Genomic DNA, 24629 nt, shown 5'->3' with positions numbered 1-24629 from the left:
GCGGCATGAGCCAGCAATTTTTCCGCGAAGTGTCACCGGAAGTGCCGGAGCTGCAGCCGATTCTTGACGGTCTGTTTGGTGAATATGCAGCACGCTACGGCGATTTCTTCAGGAAACACAATGAAGTTGAGCTGACCGAGTGGTATTTGCCGCCGCGCGGGCTGTTCATCGTGCTGGAGCGCGACGGTGAGATCATCGCCATGGGCGCCTACAAACCGTGGGATGCTACCACCGCCGAACTGAAGCGCATCTGGACGCGGCGTGACCTGCGCCGTCAGGGACTGGCACTGCTGATTCTGCAGGAGCTGGAGCGCCGGGCGCTACGCGCAGGCTATCAGCGCGTGTTTCTCACCACCGGTTTCCGTCAGCCGGAAGCGGTACAGCTGTATATCGGCCACGGCTATCAGCCGCAGTTTGAGCTGCGCGAAGATATGGAGATTTACGGCCAGCCGCCGCACGATGGCCGGCTGCGTTTTCTCAAAGTGATTGATGTGCACAACGTGGCGCAGGCCAGCTAAGGAGAGCCACCATGAGTAAGCAACAACCTTTGACCGTGGTGCCCGCACGCTATCCGGCGCGTACCGTCGGTGCCATCATCGCGCTGTTTATCCTTGCGGCGGTGATCGATTCCGTGGCTTTTAATCCGCGCTGGGAGTGGAGCGTGTTTGCCCGCTGGTTTTTCGATCCGGTGATTCTTAATGGCCTGGGACAAACGCTGCTGCTGACGCTGTGCGGCACGCTGCTGAGCCTGATATTCGGCGGCCTGCTGGCCCTGGCGCGGCTCTCGTCATCGTGGCTGCTGAGCACGCTGGCGTTTGGCTATATCTGGCTGTTTCGCTCGCTGCCGCTGATTGTGGTGCTGATCATTCTGTATAACTTCTCGTACCTGTACGACACGCTGTCGTTCGGTATTCCGTTCACCGCCCTGTCGTGGGGGCACTTCCAGACCATCAACGTGCTCGGCCAGTTCCCGGCGGCGGTGATTGGCCTGACGCTGGTGCAGAGCGCGTATAGCGCGGAGATTATTCGCGGCGGGTTTCTAGGCGTCGATCACGGTCAGTTTGAAGCCGCTTCGGCGCTGGGATTATCGTCGTCGCGCCGCACGTTTCGCATCATTCTGCCGCAGGCGCTGCGCGCGATTATTCCCACCACCTTTAATGAGATCATCAGCCTCGCCAAGGGCACCTCAATGGTGTACGTGCTGGCGATGCCCGAGCTGTTCTACACCATCCAGATGATCTACAACCGTACCCAGCAGGTGATCCCGCTGCTGATGGTCGGAGCCGCCTGGTATCTGATCATCACCACCGTGCTGTCGCTGCTGCAGCACAGCGTCGAGCGCTGGCTGGCACGCAGCGTCACGCGTGAACCGCAACCTTCGCGCTGGCGCCAGTGGCGCAACCGCAGCGTGAACCCTGCCGTCAACGAGGAGCTGTCTCATGTCCGAAGCCATTGATTACCGCTATCTGCATACCACCGGCGCCATCAGTATTACCGGCGTCAGCAAGACGTTTGGCCGGCATAAAGCGCTCGATGATGTGTCGCTTGAGCTGGCTCCCGGTTCGGTGACGGTGATCCTCGGGCCGTCCGGTTCTGGCAAATCGACGCTGCTGCGCACCATCAATCATCTGGAGCGCGTGGATGAAGGCTTTATTCAGATCGATGGCGATTACATCGGCTACCAGCGGCGCGGCGATAAACTCTATGAGCTGAAAGAGAAGGCGATTTTGCGGCAGCGCATCAACGTCGGCTATGTGTTCCAGAACTTCAATCTGTTTCCGCACCTGACGGTGCTGGAAAATCTGATTGAAGCGCCGATTGCCCATCGTCAGCTGTCGCGCCGGGCAGCGATCGATCGCGCCGGTGAGCTGCTGGATGTGGTCGGCCTGCGGCACAAAGCCGATGCCTGGCCACGGCATCTCTCTGGCGGTCAGCAGCAGCGCATTGCGATTGCGCGTGCGCTGATGCTCAACCCGCGTGTGATGCTGTTTGATGAGCCGACTTCGGCGCTCGACCCGGAACTGGTGGGCGAAGTGCTGGATGTGATTAAAAAGCTGGCGCGCTCCGGCACCACGCTGGTGATTGTCACGCACGAGATCGGCTTTGCGCGCGAAGTGGCGGATAACGTGGTGTTTATGGTTGACGGGCGCGTGGTTGAGCAGGGCAGCAGCCAGCAGGTGCTAAATCAGCCGCGTCATGAGCGCACCAAACGTTTCCTCGCCAGGGTGCTGTAATGAAGCAAGTGATCATAGTCGCGCTGGCGGGTGCGGTGCTGGCGGCACCCGCGACAGGCGCGCAACAGCTGGACGCCAGTCATAACGAAACGCCGATCACCATGGCGGCCAATCAGCAGGCGATCGCGAAGATCCCCGCCGGATTTCATTTTGTTCACCCCGGCTATTTAACCGTCGCCACTTCAGCCAATAATTCACCGCCGATTGGCCTCTGGGCGTCCGATAATAAAACGCTGATCGGCAGCGACCCGGACATTGCGCGCCTGCTGGCCGACAGCCTCGGACTGAAACTCAGGCTGGTGCCGGCGGCGTGGGAGGACTGGCCGCTGGGCATCACGGCAGGGCGCTATGATGTGGCGATGTTTAATATCGCAGTGACCGAGGAGCGCAAGCAGAAGTTTGATTTCGCCACCTATCGCGCGGATAACCATGCCTTCGCGGTGAAAGCGGACAGTAAAATCAGCGCGATTCGTCGCCGGGAAGACGTGGCCGGCAAACGGATTATCGTGGGCTCCGGCACCAATCAGGAGCGAATCTTACTGAGCTGGGATGAGAAGAATCGGGCGCAGGGCCTGGCCCCGGTGCAGCCGATTTATCTCAACGATGATGCCTCCGCCACGCTGGCGCTGCTCTCTGGCCGGGCCGATGCGTCATTCGGCCCGCAGGCCATGGCGGCGTGGAAAGTGGCTTCGCGCGGGCAAACCAAAATTGTCGGGCACGGACCGTTTCGCGCCTGGGTGGCGGTCACCACGAAGAAGGGCAATGGTCTGGACGTGGCGCTGCAGCAGGCGATCAACGGCGCTATTGCTGGCGGCCAGTACCACCAGGTGCTGGCAAGATGGGGTGAAGAGGGCGAGGCGGTGGAGATTTCGCAGGTTAATCCGCCCGGGATTGTTTATCAGGAGAAGTAGGGCGGGGTGGCAGAGCGGCGAGATGAGTTTTCATCCGTTCAACAACACAGGCAATAGCGGTAACGGCACAATTCATTGCGCTATGCCGGGAGGGCATGGCGCTTCTGAACATTCGCGCGATAAATCGCGCCGCTACAGGATGTGCGGTTTACAAGTACCGGAATGACACTTCGCACGTAGCGTAGCGGCGCAATTAATTGCGCTATGACGGGATGTGCATGGCGCTTCTGAACATTCGCGCGATAAATCGCGCCGCTACAAGATGTGCGGTCTATAAGTACCGGAATGACACTTCGCACGTAGCGTAGCGGCGCAATTTATTGCGCTATGTCGGGATGGGCACGGTGCAACTGAACATCAGCGCGATAAATCGCGCTGCTACAGGATGTGCGGTATATAAGTACCGGAATGACACTTCGCACGCACCGTAGCAGCGCAATTTATTGCGCTATGACGGGATGGGCATGGCGCTTCTGAACATCAGCGCGATAAATCGCGCTGCTACAGGATGTGCGGTTTACAAGTACCGGAATGACACTTCGCACGTAGCGTAGCGGCGCAATTTATTGCGCTATGCCGGGATGGGCATGGCGCTTCTGAACATTCGCGCGATGAATCGCGCCGCTACAGGATGTGCGGTTTACAAGTACCGGAATGACACTTCGCACGTAGCGTAGCGGCGCAATTTATTGCGCTATGACTGGATGTGCATGGCGCTTCTGAACATTCGCGCGATAAATCGCGTCGCTACAGTTTCGTGCAATGTGATGTATTGCGTGAGGACACAGCAATCCGTCCACACGTCATCCCGCCCGATTTATCCTGCTTTTTTTATCCACTGCAATGCTTCGGCGGCGGGCAGCGGGCGGGCAAAATGGTAACCCTGGAATAAATGGCAGCCCTTATTGCGCAGGTGCTCGAAATACTCCTCGCTCTCAATCCCTTCCGCCAGCACGTTCAGCCCCATCGCGCGTGACAGCTCAATGGTCTTTTGCACCACAATCGCCGCCGATTCGTTTTCAAAAATGTGCATGATCAGGGATTTATCAATCTTAATATCATCAATAGCGAAATCACTCAGCGACTTAAGCGAAGAGTAACCGACGCCGAAATCGTCGATCGCCCACTTAATCCCTAACTGGCTGAAATGGTTGATGACATCCCCAATGCGCTGCTGATCGTAAATAAAGGTGGTCTCGGTAATTTCAAACTTCAGCCGCTCGGGACGGATTTTGTAATGCGACAGCGTCAGCAGCGTGTCATGGGTGAAGTCGCGGTGCATCAACTGCAGCGGGCTGATATTGATGGAAAACACCAGCGGAGGCAGCCGCAGCACACGATCCCACTCGACGATTTGCTGCAGCATGCGCTCCAGCACCCACTTGCCAATATCAATAATAAGCCCGCTTTTTTCGGCTACCGGAATAAACACCTCCGGCGAGATAAAGCCTTTCTCCGGATGCTTCCAGCGCAGCAACGCTTCAAAACCGATGAGGTTTTTGTCGCCATCGACCTGCGGCTGATAATAGAGCTCCAGCTGCTTGCGCTCGATGGCGGACGCGAGTTCGCGCTTGATAAGATCGGTGGCGGAATAATTGCCGCCATAGGTAAACACGGTCGACAGCAGTGCCGTCACCGGCACTGCACAATTGAAAACGGTAAAAACGGCTTCCTGCGGAATATTGAGATGAAAACGATTATTTTCCCAGATCAGACCGGTGGTGACAAAAAACAGATAACACAGCAGGCACAGCAGCGGAAATATTTTACTCAGATAAAAGGATTGCTGGCGCAACACCAGTGCCGAACCGACGATCAAGGCCACCAGATAGTTATATTCTGAACGCTTGCCGGCAGCGTGATGATTATCCACCAGCAACAGCACGATGATGGTGAATAATAACGCATGGGTAATGATCGCCAGATGCCGCTCCAGCCGGTCGCTGAAGGCGCCGATGATGATGTAGCCCCCCAGCGCTATACTGGCGATATACAGACAGCCAATGTCATGATGACCGCGACTGAAATCCAGTGTTGCCATAAAGATACCGGCCACGATACTGGCGACGCCGGCAATCAGCAGCGTCAGGCGGAGCTTTTTTTCCGGGCTATCACCCTGCAGAATGAAGGGCAGATTACGGATGCGCGACCAGGCTGAACTCAACAAAGGGTTCATAAACGGTTCCGGGATTTATTGTCATGACGCGTGAAGGTGTAAACGCCACATAATATATTTAAGCGAGACGACTGTCATAATTGTTTTCAGATTATTTGCGCGTTAAGCGCGGATTTTTATATTTGACATAAGCGGCGTCAAATAGCGCTATTAACGCATTCAGGCGCAATATTTAACGCCGCCAGCGATAAGCGATGCGCTATCCCGGCGAAGGCGCGCGCAGCACGACCCGATTGTTCCTCGCCAGTGACGTCGCCGCAGAGTAGAATGACCACGCGGCGCGGCGACAGCGTGCCGGACAATAACAGCCGGAACCGCAGCCGGATACGCGTCACCAGGTTGGACTAACCCACTTTCAACATACTGATTGCAATGAAAATTCGTTTCTTATCTGCTAATGAACTCAAGCTGGCCGAGGTGCGTACCATCCTTGAGCCGGTGGGTGTCGAAGTGGTGCCCATTGCGCGCCGTATTGAAGAGATTCAGACCGAAAATGAGGTGGAGCTGGTTCGTGACAAACTGACTAAAGCCTTTTCAATCATTGGCCGCCCGCTGTTTGTCGAGCATACCGGCCTATATCTGGATGGGCTCAATGGCCTGCCCGCCGGTCTGACGCGCATCTTCTGGAGCCGGCTGAATGCGGAACGCTTTACCAAACTGGTGAACGGGCTGGATAGCCCGGGCGTGACCGCGAAAACCGTCCTCGGCTACTGTGACGGGCGCAAAATGTACCAGTTTGAAGGCCAGCTGCGCGGCACCATTGCACGGGAGCCGGCGGGGCCGCGCGAATTTCAGTGGGACTGCGTCTTTATCCCGGAAGGGCACACCCAGACATTCGCTGAAATGGGCGAACTGAAAAACGAAATCTCGATGCGCCGCCTGGCGCTGGATCGCTTTGCCACCTTTCTGAAAACTTCGCGGGGACTGGCATGAAACCGGAACTCAAACGCGCTTACGATGCCGGCAAACTGGTTCTGTTCGCCGGTGCGGGCATCTCACGCAATCTCGGACTGCCGGAGTGGCACGAGCTGATTGCACATCTGGCTAATGAGCTGGGTTACGATCCGAAAATCTTCAATACCTACGGCACCCATTTGTCGCTGGCGGAGTATTACAAACAGCGCAAAGGCTCGCTCGGCCCGCTGCGCAGCTGGATGGATCGCGAGTGGCACCGTCCGGACATCGACGTGCGCAGCTCTGAAATCCACACCATGATCACCCAGGGCAATTTCTCGCGCATCTATACCACCAATTACGACCGCTGGCTGGAGATGGCGCATGAAGCGCACAACGTGCCGTACAGCAAGGTCGCTAATGCCGCCGATCTGGTGTCGCTGACCGAAGATAAGCGCCATATTATTAAACTTCATGGCGATTTTGACGATGATACCTCCATCGTGCTGGATGAGAGCAGCTACTTCGAGCGGCTCTATTTTGACTCGCCGCTGGATATCAAACTGACCCATGATGTTATGGGTAATTCCGTGCTGTTTGTTGGCTACAGCATCAGCGATTTCAATATCCGCCTGCTGTTTTATCGCCTGACCAAGATGTGGGGCCGCACCGGGCTGGCGACCGCACGGCCTAAATCCTACCTGTTCACCAACCGTAATAATCCGGTGGCGAAAGAGGTACTGGGGCAGTGGGGCATTGAAATGATCGTGTCTGAAGAGGACGATCCGCGCAAAGCGCTGGCAACCTTCCTCGAAGAGCTGCTGGCTTAAACGGCAAGCAGAAAACCGTTGGCGAAATAAAGCTGAATGAAATATACTGTATATAAACACAGTAGATGAGGTGCATCATGGCAGTCGAAACCAAATATGTTGTGGTCAGAAAGGGTGAAGAGAAGATGACGTTTGCCAATAAAAAAGACGCAGATGCATGGGACAAAATGCTCGATATGGCCGACGCGTTCACCGACTGGCTGCAGCAACATCAGCCAGCGATGGATGAGGCCCAGGCCGAAGCGCTGGGTATGCTGCTGGCCGAACAGAAAGACGCGGTGCAACACATTCTGCGCACCAGCAAACTGCCGGACGCGGTGAAAGACAGCGGCGAAACCGCTGCTGACGACAGCGATACGGCTGCGCCGGAAAAAGAGAAGAAGGTGCGTGCGGTCAAAGCCGCCTGAGGAACAGCGCGTTCGCTTTGCACTGCTGCTGAATCCGGGCCAGACTCTGTGCTGGCCTGGGAACCGTGCTAAGGATCAGTGCGTGAAAAGAGAGAAGGTGCCTGAGTAGTAACTGACCATCCACGCCACATACACCAGCCAGACCACCATTAACCCTGCCAGACTCAATTTACCTGCCATGTTGCATTCCTCTTGTTATGCGGCGCGTTGCGCCCGTACGCAATAACCTGACAGCACAACGAAGTGGCGATCTTGCGCCAGATCAAATTCCCTCTTTTTTTACTGCATCGTCTTAGCGTTTTTAATGGCGACCCGACGCCACAACAGCGGTTGATGGTTTTCTGATCGGACCTGCCAGGCCATTAAGTTCCCGGATTGTGCGCCGATAGAGTGATTACAGGGATGCAGGTGCACAGGGCGTGATTCTTTTTCAGTAATAAAGTGTCAACACCAGGAGCGCCGACATGGCCACAACCGTATCTAATAAGAAAAAAATGAGCACCCGCACACAAATGCTGCTGACGGGCGCCTTAACCATCACCCTCGGCTTCGCCGTGACTATCGGCGTGCTCAGCTGGCAGTCCAGCAATGAGCAAAAATCGCTGGCGGAAAGTTACTTACAGCAGATTGCGCAGAGTCAGGCGCTGCAAATCCAGCAAGAGCTGAGTTACGCACGCGATGTCGCACACAACCTCGGCCACAGTCTGATTGCCCTGCCGGCTGCCGGCGTGCAGGACCGCAAAGTGGCCGATAAGCTGCTGGTTTCTGCACTGCGTGATAATCCGGATTATCTCTCCATTTCGGTCATCTTCGAAGAAAACGCGTTTGACGGACGCGATGCTGAGTTTGCCTCTCAGGCTGGCGCGGCACCTAAAGGACGTTACGCCTATTTTGTCGATCGCGACCAGGGCGGCAATTTTGCCCTGCATCCGCTGACCTCAATCTTTACGCCAGGCCAGGGCGATTACTATCTGCTGCCGCAGAAAAGCCAGAAAGATACGCTGATCGAACCTTATAGCTATGCCTATAACGGTGTGCCAACGCTGCTGACCTCGGTGGCCGCGCCAATTATCAGCCAGGGCAAACTGTGGGGCGTGGTGACGTCCGATATCTCACTGGCGTCACTGCAGGAAAAAGTGAACAGCATCAAACCGTGGGAAGGCAGCGGTTACGCCATGCTGCTCTCGAGCGCGGGCAATGTGGTGTCTTATCCGGACAAAAGCCAGACCAGCAAAGCCTCGAAGGGCGACACACATAATTTCAGCAGCACGGTCACCGAACAGCATGACGCTATTCTGGGCGAGGATGCGCTGGTGGCCTGGCGGCCGGTGGTGATCGGTAACAGCGATCAGAAATGGTATCTCGGCGTGGTGGCCCCGGTGAGCAAGGTGATGGAAGCGGCGCACCGTCAGCTGATTAACGCGGTGATTTTAATGGTGATCAGCATCCTGGTGGTGTGTGCACTGCTTGGGCTGGTATTTAGTCGTAAAGTGCTGAAGCCGATTGGCGGTGAGCCACTGACCGCAGCCACCATTGCGCTGGCGGTGGCCGATGGCAAACTGGATAACGTCATCCCGCTGAAAGCGCGCGACAACAGCAGTCTGTTCTTTGCCTTGCACACTATGCAAAACCAGCTGCGCGAGATTGTCGGACAGATTCAGGATGCCAGCGCGTCGGTGCGCCAGGGCGCGGGTGAAATCGCCAGCGGCAACCTCAACCTCGCGTCACGTACCGAAGAGCAGGCGGCCGCACTGGAACAAACTGCCGCCAGTATGGAGCAGATTACCGCGACGGTAAAACACAACGCTGCTAACGCGCATCAGGCGACGACGCTGACCGATAACGCCACGCACATCGCCAGCCGCGGTGAGTCACTGGTGGGCCAGGTGGTGCAGACCATGGCGCAAATTGACGACAGCGCGAAGAAAATCGGCGACATCACCGCCATTATCAACAGCATCGCCTTCCAGACCAACATTCTGGCGCTTAACGCTGCGGTTGAAGCGGCGCGCGCCGGGGAACAGGGACGCGGTTTTGCCGTGGTGGCGTCGGAAGTGCGTAATCTGGCACAGCGCAGCGCCAATGCGGTGAAGGATATCGCTGCGCTGATTGAAGAGTCCGGGCAGCGCGTCGGCAGCGGTGTGCAGCTGGTGCAGGATGCCGGTAAAACCATGCAGGAGATGACGCAGGCGGTGAACTCGGTGCGCACCATTATCGGCGAGATTGTTACCGCGTCAGACGAGCAGGCGCGCGGCATCAGCCAGGTAACGATAGCGGTGAACGAGATGGATGGCACCACCCAGCAGAACGCCGCGCTGGTCCAGCAGATGTCAGCCGCCGCCAGTTCGCTGGAAGACCAGGCGGCACAGCTGGCGCATACCGTGGGACGTTTTCACCTCAGCTGAGGTCGGTGACCGATCGCTGGCACGCTGCGTAAATCAGGACGGTCGCCACGTCAGGCGACCGTCCAATTCCTTTCCTTTCATCCGTTTCGCCGTGACGGCATCATGCGCAGCAACGTATTGTCTTTAATCAGATAATGATGCACCAGCGCGGCCGCCGTGTGCAGACCAATCAGCCAGTAGCCGTAGGGCGCGAGGGTTTCGTGCCAGTCGCTCAGCATATCAGCAAAGTCCGGATCCGGGCTGGCGCTGACCGGCATCGGAATCGCGAAAATCCACCAGTTACGGCCCATGTAGAAGCGCGAAAGGATGCCGAGAATCGGCAGCACGATAAAGAACAGATAGATCGCCAGATGCATCAGATGCGCCAGTCCGGTTTGCCAGTGCGGCGGCTGGGGTTCGATTTTCGGGCTGCGATGGCGAAAACGCAGCACAATGCGTGACAGCATCAGCAACAACACACAACTGCCGGCGCTGAAATGTCCGACGATCATGGTGTAGCCTTGCCAGGATCCGCGCGTGAATAAGCCGCGAAACTCCATGGTGCAGTAAGCGGTGGCCACCAGTACCAGCGTCAGCCAGTGAATAAAGATTTGCGCAGGGGCATATTTGTTACGCATAGCCAGTCCGAAAATAAGCGGTGTGGGATGCTTAACATAGCGAAAAACGCGCTGAATTAATTCATTTTTTGCCACATCCCGTCCGGCTTACTTTTCGGCTGTCTGCAACAGCTGACGCAGCAGGGCGGCAAGCTGCTGCTGCTGCCGATCGTCCAGCGTGGCCAGCAGCGCGTTCTGCGTTTGCGTATGCACCTGCAGCGCCTGCTCAATCTTTGCCAGCCCGGCCGGCGTCAGCATCACCAGCGTGCTGCGCTTATCATCGGCATCGGCAACACGCGCAATCAATCCCTCTTCTTCCAGCCGGTTAAGCCGGTTGGTCATGGCACCGGAGGTAACCAGCAGCGATTTGTAGAGCTGCGTGGGCGACAGCCGGTAAGGTGCGCCGGCACGCCGCAGCGTCGCCAGCACATCAAATTCGCCATCGCGAAAACCAAAGGGCGCCAGCGCCTCAGCGCGCTTTTTCGCCAGATGCTTCATCAGGCGCAGCATGCGGCCAAAAATCGCCATGGAAGAGGCGTCCAGCTCCGGCATGGCGCTGGCCCATTGCGCAACGACAAAATCTACGTGGTCAGTCATGTTAATTCTCATCAGTTCACGGCGGGCAATGTGTCGCTTTGTGCGCACCCGCTATCGTTCTTCCGCAAAGTATCTTAACGTTAAGATACTTTGGCGTATGGAGACAGAATGTGAATCGTACCTTACCTGCTATTGGCATGTTTGCTTTACTGGTTTTTGTGGTGGCGCTGAATTTGCGTCCGGTGATGGCGGCCATCGGACCGCTGTTCCTGCAACTGCAGCACGATGCAGGGCTCAGTGCCACACAGCTGAGCCTGCTGACGACGCTGCCGGTCATTATGATGGGGCTGGCGGCGCTGGCCGGGCCGCTGCTGCTGCGCAGGCTGGGTGAAGCGCGCGGCATTACCGCTGGCCTGATAGTGCTGGTGCTCGCGGGTGGCGCGCGTGGCGTTGATCACAGTGCCACCATGCTAACCGCCAGCGCGCTGCTGGCGGGCTGCGGCATCGGGCTGATTCAGGCGCTGATGCCCGCGCTCATCAAGCGTCACTTCGCCTCGCGTGCCGGTACGTTAATGGCACTGTTCACCACCGGTATTATGGCCGGAGCTGCAGTGGCCGCAGCCAGCGCCGCGCCGCTCGCCAGCCATGCCGGACTGACGATCGCCCTGATGCTGCCGTCGCTACCGGCGCTGATCGCATTGATATTGTGGCTGCGCCTGCAGCCTGTGACCACGAGGGTAAACACGCCACCGGCCGGCGGCGTACACCGCACGCGGCGCGCCTGGCTGTTGATGCTGTTTTTTGGCATCGGCACCGGTGCTTACACGCTGGTGCTGGCGTGGCTGCCGCCATTTTACATGCAACACGGCTGGCTGCCGGCGCAGAGTGGCTACGTGCTGGGCGCATTAACCCTGACCGAAGTCGCCGCCGGATTTATGCTCTCCGCACTGATTCATCGCTGCCGCGATCGCCGCTGGCCGCTGCTGGTGGTGCTGGCTTCCATCCTGCTGGGGCTGATCGCACTGTTGTGGCTGGGCGGCGAACGCGCCTGGTTGCCGACGCTGCTGCTGGGATTGGGGATCGGTGCGCTGTTTCCGCTATCGCTGATCGTCACGCTTGATCATACCCGTACGCCGGAAGAAGCCACTGCGCTGCTGTCGTTTGTGCAGGGCGGCGGCTATATGCTGGCCGCGCTGATGCCGCTGATGGCCGGCATTGTGCGCGACCGCGCGGCATCACTCGACAGTGCGTGGCAGATCATGGCGGCGGGCGTGCTGCTACTGATGCTGATGGCGCTGCGACTCAAACCCCAGCGATAACGGCAGGAAACCATTGTCAGGCGGGGTGCGCTGTTTTATAAACCGTGCAGAGTGAGAGGATCGATAAATCAGGAGCAATGATGTCCCCACAGGTCGGTGTTGGCGTATTAATTTTCCGCGATGGCAAGCTGTTGCTCGGCCAGCGTAAAGGCAGCCACGGTGCCGGTGACTGGTCGGCGCCGGGCGGCCATCTGGAGTTTGGTGAATCACCGGAAGCCTGTGCGCGGCGGGAAGTGCTGGAGGAGACCGGTTTACAGCTGCACTGCGTACACAACGGCGCCTTCGTCAGCGATGTGTTTCCGGCGGTCAACCGCCACTATATTACGCTGCTGATGGTAGCGCCGGACGCCAGCGGTGAGCCGCAACTGCGGGAACCGGATAAGTGCGCAGGCTGGCACTGGTTCGCGCCTGAGGCGCTGCCTGAACCGTTGTTTGCCCCGCTGCAAAGCTGGCTGGCGCGCGACGGTCTGGCGGCACTGCAGGCGCTGGCCCAGCGTAAAGATCGCTAACCGTATTGCTTCATCGAGGCTTCGGCATCTTCTCCGGCCGGGATGCGCATCGGTGCGGCGGGATCGGTCGCGGCACGCCACACGGCAGCGGCAACGTCCTGTGCTTTAGTGGTTGGCTGGGGCTGCTGCATGCCGGCGATGATGCCATCAAACATCGGCTGGTAAGGCTCAAGCAAGGTGTTTTCCATGCGCGGCCGGGCGTTTTTGCCAAAGTCGGTGGTGGGTGCCAGCCCGGGCAATACCAGTCTCACCTGAACATTAAAGGGTTGCAGTTCCAGCGCCAGCGACTCGGTAAAGGCGTTGACTGCCGCTTTGCTGCCGGTATAAACCGCCAGCAGCGGCAGGGATTTCAGCGTCACCGTCGAGGTCACATTGATCACCATGCCACTGTTTTTCGCACGGAACTGCGGGATGACCGCCTGCGTCATGGCGATGGTGCCCAGCGTGTTGGTTTCAAACACTTCCCGCACCGAGGACATCGGCGCGCCTTCCAGCGAGGTTAATAATCCGATGCCGGCATTGTTGACCAGCACATCAATCTCTCCTGCTTCAGCCAGCGTTTGCCTGATGCTGGCGGCATCGGTGACATCCAGTGGCAGCAGGCGCAGATGGGCGGATTCGGGAAACAGTTCGGCGCGCGGGGTGCGCATGGTGGCGATGACTTTCCAGCCGCGCTCCAGAAACCAGAGCGCGATAGCATGACCAAAACCAGAAGAGCAGCCGGTAATTAAAATGGTTTTCATGGTTCACTCCTGCATTGCGTTGGGTAAGAGCTCACTATAGAGTGCCACTACCGGACTCACTACAACGTACAGTCCTGGTTTCATTTGCAGGAGTCCATTATGATCGATCCGCTCGCCGAAATGGTGTCACTGTTACAGCCCGGGGCGGCTTATTCCAAACGCGCGCGTGCCAATGGATTATGGCGTGTGCAGCGCAGTGAGACCGGCCAGCCGTTTTACTGCGTGGTGCTGGAGGGGCGCACCCGACTGGAAATGAAAGGTCATCCTCCGGTTGCGCTTGAGCAGGGGGATTTTGTCCTGATTCCGGCTGCGTGGGAGTTTTGCATGACCAGCGAGCAGCCACCGGCCGCAGATGCGCCTGATTCGATGCCGGAGATGCTTGCGCCGGGCGAAGTGTGGCTTGGCGATCGGCAGCAGCCAGCCGAGGTTCAGACGCTGATTGGTTACTGCCAGTTTGCCGCACCTGACGCGGGATTGATTGTCTCGTTACTGCCACAGTTTATTCATGTGCGTGGCGCATCGCGCCTGACCACGCTGGTGCAGCTGGTCAGGGATGAGTGCCGTGCACAGCGTCCGGCACGGCAGATCGTGCTGGAGCGTTTGCTGGAATTACTGCTGATCGAGGCGCTGCGCGCAATGCCCGCGGCGAATGCATCGCCTGGCGTGATGCGTGGACTGGCCGATGAGCGGCTGGCCGGGGCGATTCGCGCCATCCACGCCAGGCCAGCCCATGGCTGGACGGTACCCCAGCTGGCGAAACACGCGGCGCTATCGCGCTCGGCGTTTTTTGTGCGTTTTCGCGATGCAGTGGGCATGGCGCCGATGGCGTATCTGCTGACGTGGCGCATGGCGCTGGCGAAAAATCTGCTGCGCAGCAGTCGCCTGTCAGTGGCCGACGTGGCTGAACGGGTGGGTTACCGCTCTGCCAGCGCCTTCAGCATCGCTTTCACCCGCTTCACCGGCCAGACGCCGACCGGCTTTGCTGGCGCGGAACGGCGCAGCGGCACCGCAGAAGCTGAGCCAGCAATCGCCCAGGTAAATTAATCACGCCCGGGGCAGCCGCCAGCGTAAAACGGGCTGCCATAAAGCGTGCAATGCCGTTCAGTTTAAAAATCACCCTGTTAATGCCGGTGCGCATCAATGCGCACCCTACAAACCGTGCCGTTACCCGACAGGGCCACCATTTATGGTGAGCCAAAACACATTACAAAACCGTGCAATTACCCTGTAGGGTCGCCATTTATGGCGACCAGGGAATACTTGTGTAGGCAACAGGTAACCATACAAGAATCGTTTTAAATCAAAGCATCGTTAAAACAAAGAATTACAACTTCACCACAGAGCAATAATTGCTTCAATTTCGATTTTCAGATCGGGGCAAAACAGCTGGCTAACCTGCACCAGTGAACTGGCGGGCAGGTGTTCGCCATAATGCCGGTAAAGCACGTCGCGCAATGCATTTATATCGGTGAATGAAGTGATAAAAATCGTCACTTTAATTAGATTTTTTAGCGAAGTATTCTCCTGAGCGGCGAGCAGATGTAGCTGCTGGAAAATCACTTCTGCCTGCGCAGCAATATCCGCCTGCTGCGCCGCTGTTGCGAAGGCGGTCAGACCCGAAACATAAAGTGTGTCGCCATGCTTCACGGCGTGCACGTAAGGCGCTTTTACTTCGCCCAGTTCTGGATAGTTTTTACGTACCAACATCTTCTTTTCCTTAAAAGATTTCCCTTCGCATCACGCTAACCTGTTCTGACGACACGATGCGCTGCTCGATTTCCTGCCAGCCATAGCGATGGTAAAACGCCTGCTGATCCGGCGTATACAGCCACAACTCTGCCATATCGCGCTGGCGAGCTTCTTCAATTAAACGCAATACCAGAGCAGAGGCCACGCCTTTACCGCGGTGTGCCGCGACAGTCAGTACTTCGCCCATCCAGAACTGGCGTTCATGGATGTCATCAAGCTCGTGAAGAATCGTGCTGGCGGTGGCAAGCACTTCATTTTCTGCATTCAACGCGACCAGCGTAAACGTTTTTGCCGGCTGCGCGTTGCGCATCAGCAGGCGCTGACGAATGGCGCTCCGGTCGCGCCAGTGAGAAAACCCGGACCACTCCTGATGAAGCATAGTTGCCACCGTATCCAGCAACTGCGGACACTGGCTCAGTAAACTGATATTCATTGTTATCCCTCCGCGACAATACGAGGGATATCACAGCGTGATGGTAAAGACTACCGTTAATATGCCGCTAAAATTTCGCGTTAAGCCGTTTTCACCGGTCAGCCAGTCACCGGTTTAGCGTTTCGCCACCTGCTCGCCATCCGGGGTTTTGCCATGCCCGGCAGCAGCCAGCTCGGTATTAAAGTGGGAGACCAGCACCGAAAAAGTTTCCTCTGCTTTCATGCGGTACAGCTGTTCGGACGGATGAATACAATCGGGTGACATTAGCGACTGCCAGTCTTTCATCTGCAGGATGCGCTGATACTGACGCGCCAGCGGCACCGACTCTGCTTTAGCCAGCGCGTCCAGTTTGGTGACGTAAGGTGCAACGTGCCATTTCTCCGCGCGGCCACAAATCGGGTGCGGCTCCTGTAATATCACCTGCTTACCCTCTTCACGGGCAATAGTAATCAGCTGTGTCATCACCTGTGTATATTTATCCGGGCTAACCTGGTAATCCTTTTCAATATCGCGGAAATGGAAATGGCGTGCATCGTTGGTGGCAAAATTCAGCAAAATGATTTTTGCCGGCGATTTCTTCATCTCTTCGCGCCAGCTTTTATTATTCTTGTAGAAATATTTGCCATTTAACAGGTCCATGGCCTGCGATGAGGACGCGCCTTTATTCACGACACGAATGCCATCGCCGTACTTCTCCTGTAACCATTGGTTAATCAGAGCAATCTCATTGTCTTTAATATAGATTGCGCGCAATTTGCCATTTTCCTTTATCGCCATGGCACCACGCGTACTGGAACCGCCATAGGCTTCAATAATAAAGTTATTATCGGGCTTGCCGCTTTCGGCGAATGCGGTATTGCACAGACAGGCTGTGGTAATCAGCAAAGTGACGATGCCAGATAGCGCTCGTTGCATAACAAATTTCCGCCTTTTGATACTCAAGGTTACATGGAGAATCGGTTGTTTACCGTAAGCGAGTTACCTTAACAGGGGAGATTGCGGGTCAACAATCCGAAAGGACGGTTGCGGGGTGAAAATTAGGTCAACTCTGAGAAAAAAGCCGCTTGCTGAATAAAAGTTATTTAAATTCAATCAGGTAAAAACCAGCCCTGCCTAATAGCCTCCCTTCAGCCAGGAAATCCCGCAGTGACGCCTGCTTAAAACATCATGGTTGCTTCAGGACATAACGCCGTTTGATTAGCGAATTTTCGCACTGCGAGTCGAATCGGGTAATCCACAACCTTCTGTAAAATATTGGGTTTTCGCTATTTATCCGGCAGTTAGCTGCGAATAAGCACTGCCAGACGATAACTTTTACCATCAGAACATTCTGGCTTAAGCTTTATGGCCATTGCACAGTGGCATTCTTTACACTATGGCGAAATTCCGAAACGTTTCTAAACATAATGTATACAGATTAATCCGGTGTTAGCATTCTGACTGAATCATTATGATTGCGTTACAACTCATTTCAGGATGTGCAATGTGAAAACAGAATCCTTTTTATCCAGCCGTAATATTGGCCTGGATCTGCTGCGCGCCGGACTAATTCTGGAAGGGGTGTTATTACACGCCTCACGGAGTTTGCCGGGTGAGAATGGCTGGTATTATGTCGCGCAGCGCGATCCCTCGGAAATATTCACGGCACTGCTGAGCATGGTGCACACCTTCAGGATGGAAGTGTTCTTCTTTCTTTCGGGCATGTTCTCCGCGCTGATTATTTTGCGCAAAGGGCAGAAATTCTTTACGGATAATCGCCGTAAGCGCGTCCTGATTCCGCTGATATCAGCTTATCTGTTTATTCCGCCGCTGATGTATTTTATCGCGGGACAGATGAATAACACTCCGCTGAGTCTCGAAGGCTGGCTAAACAGCTATACCATGATGCACCACCTGTGGTTCCTCGTGTCGCTGTCGGTGATGTCGCTGCTGGTACCCGGCGCGTTCTATCAGTGGAGCGCCCGTCAGCTGGGCAAAATGTCGTTGCCAATGCTGATCGCCACGCTGGTGATTCTGGGTAACGCCTGCTTCGTGCTGAAGTTCCTGGTGAAAGGCCGCGGGGAATTTGTCGAGCTTATCCCGGTGACCGCACGTTTCCTCGTCTATTACACCGCCGGCTTTGCGTTATACGTCAACCGCGAGAAAATTGCCCGGTACGCCAACAGTAAACTGATGAATGGCTGGCTGGTGGCCGCGCTGGTGCTGGCGGTGTGGGCCGCCTGCTATGTCGTCGCGCACAACCACATCACCGGGGTGATGAAATATGTACCGGTGATGCTGGGCAGCGTGCTGTCGGTGATGCTGTCCTACTGGCTGGTATTTAGCTTCGAACGCATCAACGTGAAAGAGAGTCGCATTCTGACGGCAATTGTGGACTCCGCGCTGATTATCTATTTGCTGCACTATCCGGTGGTGATCATTTTCTCATGGCTGCTGGATGTCTGGTTACCGGATAACCTGTCAGTCCTGTATGTCCTGTTCGATTTTGCCCTCGGGATTGCGCTGAGCGCGGTGTGTTACGCCATCGTCAAACGTTCACGCTTCGCCTCGTTCATGTTTGGCCTCAAGCCGAAAGATAAAAAAGTGGCGGTGCCGGTCGAAGCGCGACTGTAATTGTCATCATGCCCGGCAGCCACTGGCGTGCCGGGTATTATTCCCCGCCATCTGATTTTTGCCATTTTCCGCATTTTTAGTTCCAGATAATTATCTCAGGCCGTTAGCGCAATTCCTAAAGCTTATCGCCGTCATCACAATTCCTTAAGTCAAACTGGACGTTTTAACCTGATCGCGGTAATACTCATTTCAACGGATTTCCAGCCGTAAGCTATTACGACAATATATTTCGCTTCGCTATTTCCCCGCACTGCGCATTCGCTGTGCGGCATTTGTCTTTTCTCTGGTGAGGAAAATAGTGTGTTTAAATTAAATCCCTTGTTACTGAGCCTGCTTGCTGCGCAGGGCTTAATGCTGCCTGCCACACCGGTATCGGCGGTGGTATTAAAACCCTTCACTCCCGAGCGCAACGACAATAAAGTTGGCGCTTATTGCTTATGTAATGGTTCCACCCAGACGCTGAGCGGCGTGCCGCGCTTTACCGCTGGAGAAAGTGGCATGAGCAGCGTCACGCTGGGTGAACTACAAAAGGTTGGGCGTATTATTAATGACAATTTAATCGGCGAGCCCCGCCTGCAACTCGGCGCACAAAATTACGCTATTGGTATTCCGGATGAAGAAACAGGCAGTTATCGTGTCTATCAGGTTTATAACAGTGCGGAAATGATTGCGCCGGCGGAAATTAATGGCGCTACGGTAGTGCCAGATTATTATGATGTAAACGATAAGCAATATATTGATGCGCGCGTGGCGACAGTCACTAATGGCCGGTTAAATATCAATATTGGTCAGCAAGGCGCAGCCGCTAACGCCAGCACCAATCGCTGGTCAATGGCGGCCAAACAGAGTCAGTTATTTGCCAGCAGTAATAACGGCCATATTAACTGGGACAGCAATAACCGCATCCGCTTTACCGCCGCCACGCCGCCGTACGGTGGCGATCGGCTGGCATTTGATGCCGGAGGCGTAGTGACCTACGCCGGTCTGTTTGATGTCACGCTCAGGGATGGCAGCAGCAACGCGTACTACGTCAGTAATCTCAATGAATTGCGTAACTATAACGACTGGCTGATTGACCAGATTAGCGGCGGTAACCTGAGCCCGGAAAGTTATAACGCCGCGCTGAACCAGGCGTTCAGCCTGCGCGACGGTCGTGTGGTCTACCGCATGAGCACCGGCAATTACGATGATGAAGTGGCTGCCGCACTGGGCGATCAGGTGGTGCTGAGTGCCGATGGCGCGAAAGCCAGTGTGAAAATCAATCGCGGCAAAACGCTGGAAGTGGCCAACAGCGCCAGCGCCGTGATGCGCGCCAGCAACGGTGCAACGGCGATTATCGCTGGAAAACTGGCGACCAGTAACGCGCTCTCATCCGAAGCGGGCGCGCTGGAGCTGATCAGCGGCGCGCGCGGTATCAATAATGGTGTGATCAACAGCGGTTTTTTCAATGCCGCCAATGGACGGGGCGTGGCGGAGGATTCCCTCGGCTACGCAGGCACAGCGGTGTCGGCGATTTATGACAGCGAGTTCCGTAACAATGGCGTGCTCAATGTGCATATTGGCGATGCGCCGTGGGGCACCGCCGGCTTATTCCTCGGCAGCAGCAGTGCGGTCAATCACGGCAATATTAACATCGGCATTCACGATGTGGCGAACGGCTCCTCAGCAGCGGCGGTGAGTTTCAGCGGCGAGGGTAGCTTCGTCAACGCGCGCGATGGCACGATTTACCTCGGCCGCACACCGCAAAATCACAAGGGCGATGTCACGCAGGATGTCGCAGTCAGCCTCGGCGGTGGCATCAGCGCCATTTCCGGCCTGCTCGACTCGCGTGCCATCAATGATGGCCGTATTGTTATCGGCTCAAAAGTCGAGAACGCCGTTGGCATGCGCATTGAGGCCGGGCCCAACGCGGTGTCACTGAATAACGGCGTTATCGACATCAACGGTATGGCGCAGGCGCTACCGCGCGAAAATATCGCCATGCTGGCGATGGATTCCGGCAGCGGCGGCCAGGTGGGCAATCGCGGCACCCTCAATCTGAATGGCTATAACAGCACTGGCCTGAAAGTGATCGCCACGGCGGGCAACCAGGCGCACGCCTTCTCCAGCGGCGCGATCAACGTGGCGGGTGACGCCGACCGCTTTGGCGGCACCAACAATACGGCGGTGTGGGTAACTGGCGAACCGGGCGGTCACGCCAGTGCCGATATCACCGGCCCAATCCGGCTCAGCGGCAAAGCGGGCATCGGGATTCGTGCTGAAGGCCAGGCAACGGTCAACGTTAGCGCCCGCGCCATTCCCACCTCCAGCGGCAGCGACAGCATGCTGGATAGCGGACAGATCAGTTTCTACCGTATCGGTCCGGATGCGCGCATTAATCTGCCGGCCAACGGTCGCTACAGCGCCTCCGTGTGGAACGGCACGATTTTTCGCGTCGAGCAGGGAGCGGATTTTGACGGGCGCGGCCTGACTTTGTCGATGAACAGCCCGTTTGCGACCGGTGTGTACGGCAGCGGCGCGGGCACCAACATTGATACCCACGGCGCGACGCTGAACATCGCCAGCTTTGCCAGCGGGCTGACTATCACTGATGGCGCCCGCGCCACCATTGATGCCGCAACGCGTATTCACCTCAACGGGTCTGATGCCCGCGTCGCCATCGCTGACGGTAATCGCTATACGCTGCAGGGTAACGTTGTTAACCCTAATACGCAGTTCGACCCGAACACTTTACTGATCAATCAGGCGGCGATAGACGGCCGCGCCAATAACCAGCAGCCGTTTACCGTGATGAATCATGCGCGGCTGGTGAATCGCGGCGCGATCTCCCTGCGGGGTGAAGGCGTAACGGGTATCTACGCGCAGTATGGCGCCACGGTCGACAACCGCGGCGATATCAACATTTTGCGTAACGGCCGGGCGCTGTTCGCCGATGGTTATCCAGGCGCCGGCGACGGCAAAACCCTGACGGAGATTAACAATAGCGGCACGCTTAATCTCTACAGCGGTCATAGCACCCAGCAAACCACCACCTTCGGTGCGGTCTCGTATCACCAGCTGGGGCGGATTAACCAGAACGGCACGATTAATCTGTACGGCGATAACGTGGTCGGCGCGAAAGCCTTTGCCGGCGGTCGTATTACGCTGGGCGCGAACAGCCGTGTGGTGTTCCACGATGCGCAGCAGATCGGCTATCAGGTTTTTGATCCCGGCTCACGCCTGATCGTCAACGGCAGCCCGATTGATGTCAGCAGTCGTAACTCGACGCTGTATGAAATCCGCAACGGCGCGTGGCTGTACAACCAGGGCTTTGGCAACGTCACGCTGAGCGGCAGGGACAGCACCGGCATCGTGGTCAGCGGGACGGATGCGCTGGTATCCAGCACCGATGTTTATCAGGTCACCGGTAAGGGTGCCACCGTGCTGCGCGCCAGCGATCGCGCGCAGGGGATCATTACCAGCCTAATCGCGCTGAACGGCAAAAACACCCTCGGCGCGCAGGCGACAGGCGATGGCACCGAGGTCTACGCCGCCTCGCTCATCACCGGCACCGGGCGCAACGCCACGGCGTTTGATGTCAGCGGCGACGCGCGCCTGTTTAATCAGCAGCAGGGCGTAGTGGATTTACGTGGCCGCAACAGTACCGGGGCCCGGGTGCACGATGGCGGTAACTTTATCAACCGCGGCACGGTTAGCGTCGCCAGCGGCACCGGCGTGGATGTCAGCAGCGGTTATGGCCAGTATGTACCGGTCGACAGCACCTTACGCGTGAATGACGGCACCGCCGCGCTGCGCGTGGGCTCCGGCGGCGCGATGAAAATTTACGGCGACGGGCAGGGGGCCAGCACGCTGGCGGCTTACGGCAAAGCCGATGGTTTGCTGCTCGACAGCGGTGCGCAGCGCTTTGAAGCCAACGACATCATCATCGGCGCTTACGGCAGCGGTACTGCGCTGAACAATCGCGCCGGCATCAGTGATATTTCGCTGAGTAATGTGCGCTTCGAGGCTAACGGTGGCACCGGCATTCGCTCTGCCACCTCGTTCGATCCGGCGGGTAGCGCGCAGATTCACGTCGGCGCAGGCGGTACCGGCTATCGTTTCGAAAACGCAGATGGATCGACCACGGGCAACGATTTAGTGATTGGGCGCGACTACCGCATTGAAGTCAACGGCAGCGGCACCGGCGTGCGTGCCAACACCCGTGGACGGGTGATCGCTCAGGGCCTGATTGATATCCGCGATGCCGATGGCGGTTCGGCGATTGTCACCCGCAGCGCCAGCCAGGTGATCAACCAGGGCACCATCCGTTCACAAAGCCGCGTCGCACCGCTCATTGATTTGCGCGGCGGTGAGACGGTGTTTATTAACCAGGGCACGCTGGATGCGCCGTACGCCGATCAGGTGGTAGTGGCGGGCGGCGCGACCCGTGATGTGGTGGCACTGCTGGCGGGCAACGTCACAGGCGAAGTGAACACCGGCAACGGCAGCGATACGCTGCTGGTCACGGGCGGTACGCTGGATGGCGGCCTGAGTATGGGCGACGGCAGTGCGAATCAGGCGACGGTGCAGACTATCAGCCTGAACCAGACCCGTCATATCACCAGCGGCGGCGCGGATAGCACGCTGAACCTCAGCCAGCTCAATGCACGCGGCGGTTCGTTCCGGCAGGACGATCTCACCAAAGGCACCAACCTCGGCGCGGGCTGGAGCACGCTGAACTTCATCGATACGCAGTGGACGCTGAGCGACAACATTAAACTGGCGCACAGCACCATCAATATCGATGCCGGATCCACGCTGTTCGCCGGCGATGGCGTCAACGCGCGGCTGCAGGGGGCCAGCAATGATTCGCTGGTGGTGAATAATGCCGGCACGTTCGACCTGACCAACGGTGGCAATGTGGCGGCAAATACCCTGACCATTGACGGTAGTCTGGCCTCCGCGCAGGGCCGTCTGAAACTTAATTCGACAGCCACCCACAGCGACGTGCTGCTTGTTAACGGTAACGCCAGCGGCACCACCTGGGTGGATGACCGGCTGCAGGGCGGCGGGCTGCTGGACAGCAATCGCGACAATATCATTGCGGCCAGCGAAGGCGTCTCGCTGGTGCAGGTGACCGGCAGCGCCAGCGCCGACAGTTTCAGGCTGAGCAATGGCTATGTGGCAGCCGGGCCGTGGCAGTATGGTCTGTACAGCTTTGCACCGGGCAGCAGCGCAGGCGGCAACGTATGGGACTATCGTCTGGCGAACAATTTCATCTGCAGCGATGGCTCGCTGTGCCAGCCGCAGGCGGGCAGTGCGGTTAAGGCGGTGCGTCCGGCGGTTACGCCGCAGGTGCCGTCCTGGATCTCGGCACCGGTCGGGCTGGCGTACTACTCGCTGGCAGTCACTGACGATCTGCATAAGCGTCTCGGCGAACTGCGCCAGCAGCCGGCAGACAACGCAGAGATGTTTATCCGCTACCTCGGGTCGGATTTGCAGTATCAAAGCAATCGCGGCCTGGACGCCTGGGGTTATGACTTTGACCTCAACTACAGCGCCGTACAGCTCGGCGGCAATTTGCTGCGCGCCGATGGCGCTGAAGATAGCGTACGCGGCGGCATCGCCTATACGCGCGGCAACACGCGCATTCGCCCGCATGCCACTGACGGTTACAGCTCCACCAGCTTTGATAGCGATACGTTGTCACTTTATGGCACCTGGCTGCGCAGCAGTGGCTGGTATGTAGATGGTTCGCTGAGCTGGAGCGGCTACCGTGGCGAAACCGACATTGCGCGGCAGAAAGCGGTCGCCAAACCCAAAGGGCACGGCTGGACGGCGTCAGTCGAGTCTGGCTATCCGCTGATGCTGGCGGGTGATGTGCGCCTGGAACCGCAGGCACAGGTTAGCTGGCTGCGTATGAACATGGACAGTTTTACCGATGCTGACGGCGCGCGCGTCTCTTATAACGATTACGATCAAACCATAGGCCGGCTCGGCGCACGCGTGGCGCGCAGCTGGCAGGACAGCAGTCAGAACCAGTACACGCCGTATCTGCGCGCTAACTACTATCGCGGCTGGGGCGGTACGGCGCAGGTCAGGGTCGGCACCAGCGACCTGAGCCAGAGCTTCAGCAGCGGCAAATTTGGCCAGATGTGGGACGTCGGCCTCGGCGGCACGGCGACCCTCATCAACAACGTGACGCTGTATGCCGAGGCGGATTACCGCAAAGAGATATCCGGCAACGGCGTCAAAGGCTGGCGCTACAATGCCGGGGTGCGCTGGTCGTTTTGA

Annotated in this window: 20 protein-coding genes; 13 read left to right on the top strand and 7 right to left on the bottom strand. The window is 57.2% G+C overall.

Annotation, left to right across the window (positions count from 1 at the left end; translation table 11 throughout):
• The first annotated feature begins 5 nt into the window (after positions 1-5).
• From CBW22_RS17345 to CBW22_RS17330, 4 genes are read left to right on the top strand one after another with little or no spacing between them, the layout of a single operon-like run.
• On the top strand, positions 6-518 hold the full coding sequence (locus tag CBW22_RS17345; RefSeq protein ID WP_088517312.1) for a GNAT family N-acetyltransferase: 513 nt from the start codon (positions 6-8) through the stop codon (positions 516-518).
• 11 nt (positions 519-529) lie between these two features.
• Positions 530-1456 carry an amino acid ABC transporter permease gene (locus tag CBW22_RS17340; RefSeq protein WP_021509060.1) on the top strand — a complete coding sequence of 309 codons (927 nt, stop codon included), beginning with the start codon at positions 530-532 and terminating at the stop codon, positions 1454-1456.
• The gene (locus CBW22_RS17335; protein WP_058770231.1) at positions 1440-2234 is read left to right on the top strand and encodes an amino acid ABC transporter ATP-binding protein; all 795 of its coding nucleotides are present in this window, start codon (positions 1440-1442) and stop codon (positions 2232-2234) included. The genes CBW22_RS17340 and CBW22_RS17335 overlap by 17 nt, the downstream gene beginning before the upstream one ends.
• Entirely contained in the window at positions 2234-3145 is a 912-nt protein-coding gene (locus CBW22_RS17330; RefSeq protein ID WP_088517311.1) for an ABC transporter substrate-binding protein, read from the top strand. The genes CBW22_RS17335 and CBW22_RS17330 overlap by 1 nt, the downstream gene beginning before the upstream one ends.
• An 817-nt stretch (positions 3146-3962) precedes the next feature.
• Here the strand turns inward: CBW22_RS17330 and CBW22_RS17325 are convergent.
• Complete coding sequence (locus tag CBW22_RS17325; protein WP_088517310.1) at positions 3963-5321, bottom strand: putative bifunctional diguanylate cyclase/phosphodiesterase; 1359 nt, start codon at positions 5319-5321, stop codon at positions 3963-3965.
• 372 nt (positions 5322-5693) lie between these two features.
• On the opposite strand from CBW22_RS17325, the gene CBW22_RS17320 reads away from it, so the two are divergent.
• From CBW22_RS17320 to CBW22_RS17305, 4 genes are all read left to right on the top strand, one after another.
• The gene (locus CBW22_RS17320) at positions 5694-6254 is read left to right on the top strand and encodes a non-canonical purine NTP pyrophosphatase (RefSeq protein ID WP_010618047.1); all 561 of its coding nucleotides are present in this window, start codon (positions 5694-5696) and stop codon (positions 6252-6254) included.
• Complete coding sequence (locus CBW22_RS17315; protein ID WP_088517309.1) at positions 6251-7045, top strand: SIR2 family protein; 795 nt, start codon at positions 6251-6253, stop codon at positions 7043-7045. The genes CBW22_RS17320 and CBW22_RS17315 overlap by 4 nt, the downstream gene beginning before the upstream one ends.
• 77 nt (positions 7046-7122) lie before the next feature.
• A complete protein-coding gene (locus CBW22_RS17310) occupies positions 7123-7452 on the top strand; it encodes a YebG family protein (RefSeq protein ID WP_058775925.1) in 330 nt (109 codons plus the stop codon).
• Positions 7453-7916: 464 nt separating this feature from the next.
• Positions 7917-9857: a methyl-accepting chemotaxis protein gene (locus CBW22_RS17305; protein WP_088517308.1), complete on the top strand. Its 1941-nt coding sequence runs from the start codon at positions 7917-7919 to the stop codon at positions 9855-9857.
• Positions 9858-9934: 77 nt separating this feature from the next.
• Here CBW22_RS17305 and cybB read toward each other — a convergent pair whose 3' ends face one another.
• Both cybB and CBW22_RS17295 read right to left on the bottom strand, forming a co-directional pair.
• Positions 9935-10474 carry a cytochrome b561 gene (gene cybB / locus CBW22_RS17300; protein ID WP_088517564.1) on the bottom strand — a complete coding sequence of 180 codons (540 nt, stop codon included), beginning with the start codon at positions 10472-10474 and terminating at the stop codon, positions 9935-9937.
• Positions 10475-10561: 87 nt separating this feature from the next.
• Positions 10562-11050 carry a MarR family winged helix-turn-helix transcriptional regulator gene (locus CBW22_RS17295; RefSeq protein ID WP_088517307.1) on the bottom strand — a complete coding sequence of 163 codons (489 nt, stop codon included), beginning with the start codon at positions 11048-11050 and terminating at the stop codon, positions 10562-10564.
• A gap of 110 nt (positions 11051-11160) precedes the next feature.
• On the opposite strand from CBW22_RS17295, the gene CBW22_RS17290 reads away from it, so the two are divergent.
• Positions 11161-12309 (top strand): MFS transporter, encoded by a 1149-nt coding sequence (locus tag CBW22_RS17290; RefSeq protein ID WP_088517306.1) that lies wholly within the window; start codon positions 11161-11163, stop codon positions 12307-12309.
• 80 nt (positions 12310-12389) lie between these two features.
• The gene (locus CBW22_RS17285; RefSeq protein WP_176428148.1) at positions 12390-12818 is read left to right on the top strand and encodes a nucleotide triphosphate diphosphatase NUDT15; all 429 of its coding nucleotides are present in this window, start codon (positions 12390-12392) and stop codon (positions 12816-12818) included.
• Here CBW22_RS17285 and CBW22_RS17280 read toward each other — a convergent pair.
• The gene (locus tag CBW22_RS17280; RefSeq protein WP_088517304.1) at positions 12815-13561 is read right to left on the bottom strand and encodes an SDR family oxidoreductase; all 747 of its coding nucleotides are present in this window, start codon (positions 13559-13561) and stop codon (positions 12815-12817) included. The two genes, CBW22_RS17285 and CBW22_RS17280, sit on opposite strands and share 4 nt — an antisense overlap.
• A 99-nt stretch (positions 13562-13660) precedes the next feature.
• On the opposite strand from CBW22_RS17280, the gene CBW22_RS17275 reads away from it, so the two are divergent.
• Positions 13661-14605 (top strand): AraC family transcriptional regulator, encoded by a 945-nt coding sequence (locus CBW22_RS17275; protein ID WP_088517303.1) that lies wholly within the window; start codon positions 13661-13663, stop codon positions 14603-14605.
• A 288-nt stretch (positions 14606-14893) separates the two neighbouring features.
• On the opposite strand, the gene CBW22_RS17270 is transcribed toward CBW22_RS17275, so the two are convergent.
• From CBW22_RS17270 to CBW22_RS17260, 3 genes are all read right to left on the bottom strand, one after another.
• Complete coding sequence (locus tag CBW22_RS17270; RefSeq protein WP_088517302.1) at positions 14894-15268, bottom strand: RidA family protein; 375 nt, start codon at positions 15266-15268, stop codon at positions 14894-14896.
• A 10-nt stretch (positions 15269-15278) separates the two neighbouring features.
• Positions 15279-15743 carry a GNAT family N-acetyltransferase gene (locus CBW22_RS17265; protein WP_088517301.1) on the bottom strand — a complete coding sequence of 155 codons (465 nt, stop codon included), beginning with the start codon at positions 15741-15743 and terminating at the stop codon, positions 15279-15281.
• 114 nt (positions 15744-15857) lie between these two features.
• On the bottom strand, positions 15858-16658 hold the full coding sequence (locus CBW22_RS17260) for an SGNH/GDSL hydrolase family protein (RefSeq protein ID WP_071813634.1): 801 nt from the start codon (positions 16656-16658) through the stop codon (positions 15858-15860).
• A gap of 570 nt (positions 16659-17228) precedes the next feature.
• Here CBW22_RS17260 and CBW22_RS17255 point away from each other — a divergent pair.
• On the top strand, positions 17229-18356 hold the full coding sequence (locus tag CBW22_RS17255) for an acyltransferase family protein (protein WP_088517300.1): 1128 nt from the start codon (positions 17229-17231) through the stop codon (positions 18354-18356).
• Between the two features lie 300 nt (positions 18357-18656).
• Positions 18657-24629 (top strand): autotransporter outer membrane beta-barrel domain-containing protein, encoded by a 5973-nt coding sequence (locus tag CBW22_RS17250; protein ID WP_088517299.1) that lies wholly within the window; start codon positions 18657-18659, stop codon positions 24627-24629.

This window comes from Pantoea sp. VS1, assembly GCF_002207995.1.
GTDB classification, from domain to species: Bacteria; Pseudomonadota; Gammaproteobacteria; order Enterobacterales; family Enterobacteriaceae; genus Pantoea; species Pantoea dispersa.
The sequence above is the reverse complement of the archived record's forward strand: the minus strand, read 5'-3'. Positions and strand labels throughout refer to the sequence as shown.